At 70.1% G+C, this 9,683-nt stretch carries 12 protein-coding genes; 5 read left to right on the plus strand and 7 right to left on the minus strand.

All coding sequences use genetic code 11. From position 1 onward, the window contains the following. Nucleotides 1-8: 8 nt before the first annotated feature. Nucleotides 9-785, plus strand: coding sequence for a sulfite exporter TauE/SafE family protein (locus tag Q8Q88_RS16910; RefSeq protein ID WP_305676377.1), 777 nt, complete (start codon nt 9-11; stop codon nt 783-785). Continuing rightward, nucleotides 782-991 carry a hypothetical protein gene (locus Q8Q88_RS16915; RefSeq protein WP_305676353.1) on the plus strand — a complete coding sequence of 70 codons (210 nt, stop codon included), beginning with the start codon at nt 782-784 and terminating at the stop codon, nt 989-991. Before Q8Q88_RS16910 ends, Q8Q88_RS16915 begins: the two co-directional genes overlap by 4 nt. On the opposite strand, the gene rsmA is transcribed toward Q8Q88_RS16915, so the two are convergent. Next, nucleotides 988-1,755, minus strand: coding sequence for a 16S rRNA (adenine(1518)-N(6)/adenine(1519)-N(6))-dimethyltransferase RsmA (gene rsmA, locus Q8Q88_RS16920; protein WP_305676378.1), 768 nt, complete (start codon nt 1,753-1,755; stop codon nt 988-990). The genes Q8Q88_RS16915 and rsmA overlap by 4 nt on opposite strands. Nucleotides 1,756-1,906: 151 nt before the next feature. Between rsmA and Q8Q88_RS16925 the strand changes: the two genes are divergently transcribed. Continuing rightward, on the plus strand, nt 1,907-2,935 hold the full coding sequence (locus tag Q8Q88_RS16925) for a flagellar hook-length control protein FliK (protein ID WP_305676354.1): 1,029 nt from the start codon (nt 1,907-1,909) through the stop codon (nt 2,933-2,935). After that, the gene (locus tag Q8Q88_RS16930; protein WP_305676355.1) at nt 2,932-3,198 is read left to right on the plus strand and encodes an EscU/YscU/HrcU family type III secretion system export apparatus switch protein; all 267 of its coding nucleotides are present in this window, start codon (nt 2,932-2,934) and stop codon (nt 3,196-3,198) included. The genes Q8Q88_RS16925 and Q8Q88_RS16930 overlap by 4 nt, the downstream gene beginning before the upstream one ends. Here Q8Q88_RS16930 and greA read toward each other — a convergent pair. The 4 genes from greA to Q8Q88_RS16950 all read right to left on the minus strand — a co-directional run bounded on the left by greA (nt 3,195) and on the right by Q8Q88_RS16950 (nt 6,767). Then, on the minus strand, nt 3,195-3,674 hold the full coding sequence (greA, locus tag Q8Q88_RS16935; RefSeq protein ID WP_305676356.1) for a transcription elongation factor GreA: 480 nt from the start codon (nt 3,672-3,674) through the stop codon (nt 3,195-3,197). The genes Q8Q88_RS16930 and greA overlap by 4 nt on opposite strands. 81 nt (nt 3,675-3,755) lie before the next feature. Further along, entirely contained in the window at nt 3,756-4,511 is a 756-nt protein-coding gene (locus tag Q8Q88_RS16940) for a hypothetical protein (protein WP_305676357.1), read from the minus strand. 80 nt (nt 4,512-4,591) lie between these two features. Further along, entirely contained in the window at nt 4,592-4,876 is a 285-nt protein-coding gene (locus Q8Q88_RS16945) for a hypothetical protein (RefSeq protein WP_305676358.1), read from the minus strand. 67 nt (nt 4,877-4,943) lie between these two features. Continuing rightward, complete coding sequence (locus Q8Q88_RS16950; protein ID WP_305676359.1) at nt 4,944-6,767, minus strand: DUF885 family protein; 1,824 nt, start codon at nt 6,765-6,767, stop codon at nt 4,944-4,946. Between the two features lie 111 nt (nt 6,768-6,878). On the opposite strand from Q8Q88_RS16950, the gene Q8Q88_RS16955 reads away from it, so the two are divergent. Further along, on the plus strand, nt 6,879-7,271 hold the full coding sequence (locus Q8Q88_RS16955; RefSeq protein ID WP_305676360.1) for a hypothetical protein: 393 nt from the start codon (nt 6,879-6,881) through the stop codon (nt 7,269-7,271). Here the strand turns inward: Q8Q88_RS16955 and pdxA are convergent. Together pdxA and Q8Q88_RS16965 are read right to left on the minus strand one after the other, a co-directional pair. Further along, nucleotides 7,268-8,269 (minus strand): 4-hydroxythreonine-4-phosphate dehydrogenase PdxA, encoded by a 1,002-nt coding sequence (pdxA, locus tag Q8Q88_RS16960; protein WP_305676361.1) that lies wholly within the window; start codon nt 8,267-8,269, stop codon nt 7,268-7,270. The two genes, Q8Q88_RS16955 and pdxA, sit on opposite strands and share 4 nt — an antisense overlap. Further along, the gene (locus tag Q8Q88_RS16965) at nt 8,266-9,618 is read right to left on the minus strand and encodes a peptidylprolyl isomerase (protein WP_305676362.1); all 1,353 of its coding nucleotides are present in this window, start codon (nt 9,616-9,618) and stop codon (nt 8,266-8,268) included. Before Q8Q88_RS16965 ends, pdxA begins: the two co-directional genes overlap by 4 nt. Nucleotides 9,619-9,683 lie beyond the last annotated feature (65 nt).

The following is a 9,683-nucleotide window of genomic DNA, read 5'->3' on the forward strand; positions in this document are numbered from 1 at the left end:
ACCTGCCGATCCTCACCGACCCGTTCTTCTATCTAGTCGCCATCCCGGCGGTGATCCTGCTGGGCCTGGCCAAGGGCGGGTTCTCCGGCATGGGGGTGATCGCCGTGCCGCTGATGGCGCTGGCGATCTCGCCGGTGCTGGCGGCCTCCATCACCCTGCCGATCCTGATCGTCCAGGACGTGGTCAGCGTTTCGGCCTTTCGGAAGACCTGGGACAAGGGGGTGCTGCTGCTGATGCTGCCCAGCGCCGCGATCGGGATCGGCCTGGGCTACGCGCTCGCGGCCTTCGTGCGGCCCGGGGCGGTGGAACTGGCGGTCGGCGCGATCGCCGTGGTCTTCTCCCTCCAACGCCTATGGTTGGATCGAGCCGGCGCGCCGGTCGCAGATCCGCGGCGCGAACGCGTTCCCTGGCGGGGGGTGCTGGCCGGGATCACGGCGGGCTTCACCAGTCAGCTTGCCCACGCGGGCGGACCGCCGTTCCAGATCTATGTCATGCCCAAACGGCTGCCGCGCGACGTGTTCGTCGGCACCAGCGCCATCTTCTTCGCCGTGGTGAACTGGATGAAGGTCCCAGCCTACTGGGCGCTCGGCCAGTTCACACCGCAGGCCTTGAGCACGGCTCTCGTCCTGCTGCCCCTAGCCATCGCCTCGACCTGGGCGGGGGTCTGGCTGGTGCGACGGATTCCGGCCGAGCGGTTTTACCAGATCGTCTATAGCCTGTTGGTGGTGGTCGGAGCCAAGCTGGCCTGGGATGGGGCCTCGGCGCTGACGTGGGGCATGTCATGATCATCAAGGTGCTGGGGGCCGTGCTGTGTGGCGTCGGCCTCACCTGGATCCTGCAAGGGGTCGGCGTCCTGCCAGGTAGCTTCATGACCGGCCAGATCGTGTGGGCCGCCATCGGTGGCGTCGCCCTGATCGCGGGTCTGGTGATGCTCACGATCGGCCGGCGAGGCCAGCGTCGTAGCGGGTCGGACGACGGCGGCGGCGACTAGGCGCGCCAGGCGTCCGCCAACGCCAGGAATCCTTCCACGGAGATGGTCTCGGCCCGCGCCTCGGGCGCGATGTCGACCTTCAAGCACAGGGCTTCTCCTCCCAGCACCTTGAGGCTGGAGCGCAGCATCTTGCGGCGCTGGCCGAAGGCCGCCGCGGTGATGGTCTGCAGGGCGGCGAGCCGCTCCGGCGACGGGCGGTCGGCGCGGGGCGTCAAGTGGACCACAGCCGAGGACACCTTGGGCGGCGGGGTGAAGGCGCGGGGCCCGACATCCATCACCAGGGCCGCATTGGCCGTGGTCTGCGCCAGCACGGCCAGCCGGCCATAGGCGTCGTCGCCGGGCTGGGCGACGATCCGTTCAGCCACTTCCTTCTGGAACATCAAGGTCATGGAGGCGGGTGTGAACGTGCCCGTCAGCCACTTGATCAACAGCGCCGTGCCGACGTTGTAGGGCAGGTTGGAGACCACGTGGGCCGGGGCGCCGGCCGCCAGGGCGCCCTCGTCGGCGCCGAGCGCGTCCTCCACCCGGATGGCCAGGGCGCCGTCGGCCGCCGTCGCCAGCTCCTCCAGCAGGGGTAGGAAGCGCGGATCCTTCTCGATGGCGGTCACCCGTGCGCCGGTTTCCAACAGAGCCCGCGTCAGGCCGCCGGGGCCGGGTCCGACCTCGATCACATGGTCGCCATCGCCGACCTGGGCCAGCCGGGCGATCTTACGCGTGATGTTGAGGTCCAGCAGGAAGTGCTGGCCGAAGCTCTTCTTGGCCATCAGGCCGTGCTCGGCCAGGGTCTCGCGGAGCGGGGGGAGGTCAGCCAGGGGGTGTGTCACGCCTCTCCCTAGCACCGGAATATCAAGTCCTTAAGCCCCGCTTCACCCTGGGAATCTATACTGGGGCCAGGATCAACCTGGCGGGTCTCTCGTGACGATCGCACCGATCTCGGGCGTATCGCTGCCCAACCTGACCATTCCGGTGACGCCGGTCCGCGCCGTCGCCGCGACCGTGCACGCCAATACGCCGCTGCCGGAACTCAATCCCGCCCAGATCCAGGCCCTGGCCGTGGCCGAGGTGACGCGGGGCGCCGCGGTGCGGCAGGGTGGCCTGGCGCCGTTGATCGCCGACCTCTCCCAGGCCGCCCAGGACCAGGCGCTGCCGAGCCCGGTGCGCGAGGCCGCCGTCCGGGTCCTGGCCCACGCCCCGCCGCTCGCCAGCAATGTCACCGGGCCCGACGTGGCCAAGGCCATGGCCCGCTCGGGCCTGTTCCTCGAGGCCAAACTGGCCGCCGCGCCGCTGGCCTCTCCCGTGGGCCATGATCTCAAGGCCGGCCTACTGATGTTGCGCCAGGCCCTGTCGACCTGGCTCGCCGCCGCGCCGGGCTCTCAGGGCCCCAGGTCCGCCGCCGTGCCGCCGCCGCCCTTTCGGGCCGGCGGAACCCGCGCCCAGGCCCCGGCCGTCAGCAAGCTGTCGCCGGGCGGACCGCCCCTGGTCATGGGTCAGGAACTGGCCCGCGAGACAGAGGCGGCCCTGGGCCGGGTGGAACTGCTGCAGATTGCTTCGCTGCCGGCCGAGACCGGCCCCGAGGCCCAGGTCACCCGCTGGATGTTCGAGATGCCCTTCGTCACGCCGCAGGGCGCGAGCGTCGCCCAGTTCGAGGTGACCCGCGACGGCCGCGGCGATGGCGGCGAACTCGAACCGGTCTGGCGGGCGGCCTTCTCCCTGGACGCCGAGCCCCTGGGCCCGATCCACGCCCGCGTCAGTCTCGCCGGAGCCCAGGCCGGCGTCAGTCTGTGGGCCGAGCGCGCGGAGGGCCTGGACCGCCTGCGCGCCGACCAGGGCCTGCTCAGCGCCGCCCTGGCCGCCGTCCAACTGCGCGCCGAGATCGCCGTGCACGCCGGCGCCCCGCCCAGCCGCGCGCCGGAAGCCGGCCATCTGGTGGACCAGACGTCATGAACCGGCCGCTCAAGGACCGGCTGGCTGTGGCGCTCAAATACGAGGGGCAGGGGGCGCCGACCGTAGTCGCCACGGGCCGGGGCCTGATCGGCCAGCGGATCGTCGAGACCGCCCAGGCCCACGGCGTGCCCATCGAGCGCAATGCGCCGCTCGCCCAGGCGCTCTCCACCATCGAGCTGGAGACCGAGATTCCCGAGCGTCTGTACGTGGCGGTCGCCGAAATCCTGGCCTTCGTCCTGCGCGCCGCCGAGGACCGGCGCTAGCCGACCTCCACGACCTCGACCTCGGCGCCGGCCACCACGGCGGTGTCGCCCACCGACTTGCCCAGCAGGGCTTGGGCGAGCGGCGAGATGTAGGACACCGAGCCCTTGGCGGGATCGGCCTCGTCCTCGCCGACAATGGCGTAGGTCTGGCGGCGGCCGTCCTCGCGCTCGAAGGTCACCTTGCGGCCGAACTGAACGGTGTCGCTGGCCGGATCGGGCTCAACCAGCTGGGCATTGCCGCGGCGGGCGGAATAGTAGCGCAGGTCGCGTGTGGCCCGCGCCATGGCCGTGCGGTCGGCCTGGACCTCGCCCCCGGCCTGGGCGGCGGAATAGGCGGCGCGCGCGGCGGCCAGAGCCTTGTCGATGGCGGCCAGGCCCTTGGCCGTGACCAGGTTCGGATGTGGCGAGATGGGACGGTCGGGCAGGTCCGCCGCGGCCGCCTCGTGATCGCCTTCCTTGGTGAAGGCGACGCTCATCGTAACGTCCGTCCCATGGCCAAGTCTCCTCCGCGTTCACCTCTATATGGGAACGCGGACGATCTGGCGTGGTTCGAAAAATCAGCCGGCCAGCGACTCGACCCAGGTCGCAATCGCCATCCAGCCTGCCGTGCCCGCGAAGACCAACGGCACGATCTCCTGCAGCAGGACGGCGGCCCCACCCCAGACATAGACGGGGTGCGGTCGCCCGCGCGTGCGCCAGTCGTAGACCATGGCCGCGATCACCAGCAGGTTTACGAAGATGCTCGGCGCGATGGTGACCTGCACCGGCGGAGGCCCGACCGCGCCGGGCGGCGCAAGCAGGACCATGAACACGCGGGCGCTGGCCGCCTGCATCAGCGGGATCATGGCCAGCAGCATCAGCCGCTTGTGTACGTCCGCTCGCCGGTTGTTGGCGATGGCGGTCCCGAACAAGCCCGCGAACAGCACCACCGCCGATAGCGAGACGATGGAGAACTGCCGCGCCTGGTCGCCCATGCCGATGGTCTCGGCGACCTTGATCGAGTTGATCGCCGCCAGCACCACGGTGAAGCACATGGCCGTGGCGAGCGCGATCCCAGCCAGGCCCCAGTTCCGGTGATCATAGGTCCGGCCCACGGCGACCAGCGAGGTCTGCGCCAGGTAGAACAGCGTCCAGGTGAAGAAGATCAACCCGTGGACGTGCAGGATCGGCGCGCCGCCGAACGTGCCCGTGGCGACCTTGGACCAGTAGGTCGGGATGAAACCCCCGAAGGCGATGACGACGAACACCGCCGCCATGCCCACATAGAACCAGCGTGTCTCGGCGCGCTCCGCGCCCATTGTCGTCGCAACCATGCAAAACCCCCATTCGCATATCCGCGGTGGGGGAATGTTGCCACGGGCTAAGGCGTGTTCCCAGTAGCAGTTGTTAGGTTTTAGCGGGTCAGCCGCCGCCGGTTGGCGCGGATCTTCCGGCGGTAGTGGGTGACGGCGCGCGCCGGCGCCAGGTGGCCCGTGCCCGACATGAGCGCGAGCGCCATGTCCGACTGCAGCGCCATCATGGACTCGGTCTTCTCCGAGATCATCAGGGCGGTCTCCTTGACCGCCGCCTCACCGCCGAAGGCGAGCTTGTTCAGCCGCAGGGCGATGACCTGCTGGGCCTCCAGGCCCATCTGCCAGGCGGAGAGCGAGAGGGAGAGCCACTGGGGGCTGCGTGTCATATGTGGGTTTCCAAGGGCGCGCAGATGCAACGCCGCATCTGATCAATGGCTGCGCCGGGGTTGCAGATCAAGCGCCCAGGCGCTGCCGCGTCCAATCGTCCACCACCCGCTCCAGCACCGCCAGCGGCATGGCGCCCCCCAGGAGCACCAGGTCGTGGAAGGCTTTCAGATCGAACTTCGCCCCCAGGGCCGTGTGGGCCTTGGTCCGCAGGCGGTCGAACTCCGTGTGGCCGATCTTGTAGCCGCAGGCCTGACCGGGCCACACCACATAGCGGTCGATTTCGTTCTCCGCGGCGCCCACCGGTAGGCCGACGGTTTCGATCATATAGGTCACGGCCTTCTCACGACTCCAGCCCTGGGAGTGCATGCCGGTATCCAGGACGATCCGCGCGGCGCGATAGAGGAAGGACTGCAGGTAGCCGATCCTGCCGGCCGGATAGGCGTCGTACATTCCAAGCTCGTCACCGAGCTGTTCGGCATAGAGGCCCCAGCCCTCGCCATAGGCGGTGAAGCCCATGGTCTTCAGCAGCAGGGGCGCGCCCGGCGCCTCCAGCAGCACCGCGCCTTGGAACAGGTGGCCCGGGACGCTCTCGTGGTAGGTCAGGCTGTTCAATGACCATTTCGGCCAGTCCGCCGTGTCGCGCAGGTTGATGTAGAAGGTCCCCGGCCTCGAGCCGTCCAGGGTCCCGCCCTCGGCATAGCCGCGCGGCGCTCCTAGCTCGATGGCCGGCGGGACCCGGCGGATTTCCATACCGGCCTTGGGCAGGGTGGCGAACACCTGCGGCGTGCGGGCCCGAACGGCTTCCATGGTGCGGTTGAGGTCGGCCAGCAGCGTCGCGCGGCCGGCCTCGGTATTGGGATAGAGCTGGCTGGGATCCTTGCCGAAGGCGGTGAGCCGGGCGCCCACCGAGCCCTGGGTCAAGCCCTGGGCCCGCAGCAGGACGTCGGCCCGGGCCGACAGCTCGGCCACCTGGGCCAGGCCGACCTTGTGCGCCTCGGGCGGCGTCAGGTTGGTGGTGGTGTGGTAGCGCAGGCCGAGATCGTAATAGCGCCGGCCGTCGGGCAGGCGGCTCACCCCGACCTCGTGGACGGCGATGCGGCGATGTTCGGTCAGCAGGGCGATCTGGTCGGCGAGCGCGCTCGCCAGCGGTCCGTCGACGATGGTCGCGGCCTTGGCGGCCCAATCGGCGCCGAGGCCCTTTTCAGCAGCTCTGCGACCCAGGGAGGCGGCCAGGCCCGAGCCCTCGCCCTTCTGGGCGGCCAGGGACCGAAGCTGGGTCAGCGCCTTGTCCAGCACGAAGTCGGGCGGGACGACGCCCATGGCCGCGTCGGCGCGCAGGCGGCCGTTCTCGTCGCGGACATTCTGGGCGAAGACCGTCAGGCGGGAGAGGTAGGCCTCGGCGTCGGCCTTGGACTCGATGAAGTGCTTGGAGTCCAGGAAGTCGGGGATCTTCTGATAGGCGCCGGTGAGCTGACTGACCACGTAGGGCACGGGATAGTCGTAGGAATCGACCCCGCCATAGGGGAAGGCGGCGGCCTCGGCGTCGCGGTCGGCCAGCCAGGCCACGGTGTCGTACCGGCTCGCATCGAGCCCGGTCAGCGCCTTGCGGTCGATGGCGGCGAGCTTGGGCCGCGCGTCGATCATCGGCTGGAAGACGTTCATACGCGCGCTGGGCGAGCGGTCGTCCAGTTTCGATTTCAGGCCCGATCGCGGCCCAGTGTCGAAGCCCAGGCCCGAGGCCGTGGTTGGCGAGGTCCGCAGGATCGATTCGAAGATCTCGTCATAGAGCGCCCTGGCCCTGGCGGCTGCCGGGTTCGTCTCGGCGCGGGCGGTGTTGGAGGCGGCCAGTGAGGCGATGGCGCCCGCGAGGACGTGGCGGCGATTGAGCATGGGAGATCCCTCGGCTGCGAACCGGGGGAAGAGGCCACGGCGACGGTTGCTGGGCAAGCGCCCTCAACAGGCCGCAATCGGGAGCGACCTTCACCGTCAAGGAGACTGTCCATGTCCGCTTATGCGCCACCCTTGATCTCGGCCCTGCTGCTGGCGCTCTGCGCCGCCCCCGCGATGGCGGAAGAGGCGATCTCCACGGCCGGCGCCGCCGCGCCGCCCAGCGCCGCGGCCGACACCGCCGCCCAGATCGACCGCTGGATCGCCGAGGCGCCTCAGCCTGTCGACGAGCCGACCGTCGATCAGCGTCGCCGTATCCATGGCGAGGTCGGCGTCGCGGTCGGGACCGGTGGCTATCGCAGCGGCTATCTGGTCAGCGTCATGCCGCTCGGCGAGACGGGCAGCCTCACCCTGGCGATCAGCCAAACCAAGAATGCTCGAGGCCACTACTACGACCATGGCTTAGGGGCGGTCGGACCGCGACCGCTGCTGGCGCCGCTGGACTAGGCTTCGCGGCGGGTGGCGATCTCGTCGGCCATGCGGATGGCGGCGACCAGGCTGTCGGGCCGGGCGTAGCCGCGGCCGGCGATGTCGAAGGCCGTGCCGTGGTCGGGCGAGGTCCGCACGATGGGCAAGCCCAGCGTCACGTTCACCCCACCCCAGAAGTCCAGCATCTTGACCGGGATCAGGGCCTGGTCGTGATACATGCAGACCGCCGCGTCGTAGCGGGCGCGGGCGGCTTCGTGGAACAGGCTGTCGGCGGGCGTGGGGCCGACGGCGTCGACCCCGAGTTCGCGCAGCGTGCGGACCGCCGGTGCGACGATCTCAATCTCCTCGCGACCGATGGCGCCGTCTTCGCCCGCATGGGGGTTGAAGCCAGCCACCGCCAGGCGAGGCGCGGCGATCCCGAAATCGCTGCGCAGGGCCTGGGCAGTCACCAGTCCGGCGTTGACGACCTTCTCGATTGTGAGCTTGGCCCCGACCTGGGCGAGCGGCTCATGCACCGTGACCAGGCTGGTGCGCAGGCCATCCACGGCCAGCATCATGACCGGGCCCCTGGCGCCGTCGAAACCGGCGCTGGCGGTCAGTTCGCCCAGGAATTCAGTGTGGCCGGCGAACGGGAAGCCCGCCTCGTAGAGCGGCGCCTTGGCGATCGGGGCGGTGACTAGGCCGCGCACGGCGCCCGACAGGGCCAGGCCCACCCCGGTCTCGATCCACTGGATGATGGCGCGGGCGGCGGTGGCGGAGGGTTGGCCGGCCACCACGGGGCTGCGCAGCGGCAGGTCGATCACGGGCAGGGCCTCGGAGAACACCCGGCCGCCCTCGTTCGGCGTAGTGACGCGGCGGACCACGGTGGCGCCGGAGGCCGAGGCCAGGGATTGGTAGTCTCCGACGACGACGAACCCCGGCCCGTCGGCCCGGAGTTGGCTCCAGGCCTTGACGATGATCTCCGGGCCGATCCCGGCGGGATCGCCCAGGGTCAGCGCGAGAGGTCCGTTCTTCACCGCGTCTCGATCGTGGCCGATGTTCTCAAGTCGCGCATATAGCGCCTGGCGATCATACTCAGTTGCTGTCCGAACAGTCGACTTTCGATCTGCTCGCTGGTCGCCGCGTCCGCGCCGCCGGCCCGTTTGGAGCAGACGGCCAGGATATGCAGGCCCGCCGCCGTGCGGATCGGCTCGGAGAGCTGGCCCGGCTGCAGGGTCTCGGCGGCGCTCCGGAAGGCCGGCGCCAGGTCCTTGATCTCGGCTTCGCCCAGATCCCCGGCCACCACGCCACTTACCGTGGCGGCCTTGGCCTCCAGGTCGCCGCAGCCGGTGACCTGGCCGCGCAGGGCGGTCAGGGTGGCGGTCGCCGTGCTGACCTGCGCCGCCGACGCGTCCTGTGGCAGGGCCAGGGCGGCCTGCTTCAGGTTGACGACGGCCGCGCCCGCGCCTGAACGCTTGTCGCGTAGATAGATGATGTAGACCCCGTCGCGCACCTGGATGGCGCGGGAGAGTTGGCCTGGACGCATCTGCTCCAGGGCGGCTTCCACCTCGGGGGCCATCTCGCCGGCCGCGACCCAGCCGGCGTCGCCTCCGGCGGCGGCCGTGGCCGAGGCGGAGAACTGGCGGGCCACGGCCTGGAACGGCGCGCCCTGCTGCATCTGGGCGATGAGCTGGGTCGCCCCGGTCATCGCCGTCTCCATTCCGCCCACACGGTTGGCGTCGAGGAAGACCTCGCTGATCTGGTACTGCGGCTTGGAGGCCGAGGCCGCCAGGCGCTGCTGCTGGGCCTTGACCTGGTCCTCGCCGATGCGCAGGCGCGAGCCGTAGCGACCGCGGATCCAGCGCTGCCAACTGGTCTGCGCCCGAATCTGCTCCTTCAGGGTGCCGATCCCGATCCCCTGGGCCTCCAGGGAGGCGATGAACTGCTCGGTGGGGACGTTGTTATTCTTCGCCATGTCGGCGATCTCAGCGTTGAGCTCGGCCTCGTCGGCGACGATCTCGATCTTCTGGTCCTTCTCCTGGCGCCGCAGCTCCTGGATCTGGAGTCGTTCGTCGACCAAGGAAATCAGCGCTTCGCGTTGGAATTGCTGGATATTCTGCTCGGTCGGCTGGATGCCGGATGTGGCGATCAGCAACCGCATGCGCTGGGCCAGGTCGTAGGTCGAGATGATGTCGTCATTGACCACGGCGGCCACGGACTCGCTGAGGCCCTGGGGGGGCGCCGGACGCGGCGCTTCGACGGCCGGCGGCGCGGCGGGCGCGGGGGTCTGGGCCCAGGTGATCGGCGGAGCGCCGACTGCGGCCAGGACGGCCGCCAAGGCGACGCCGCGCGCCGCGAGGCCCGTGACTTTACGCGCGCGGATCATGGGTGAGGTCTTCCTTAGCGTAGCGCCGTAGCGTGCGGCCTCATGGCCGCGGTTATCAGTTGCCA

This window comes from Phenylobacterium sp. (assembly GCF_030697925.1).
Taxonomy (GTDB): Bacteria; Pseudomonadota; Alphaproteobacteria; order Caulobacterales; family Caulobacteraceae; genus Phenylobacterium.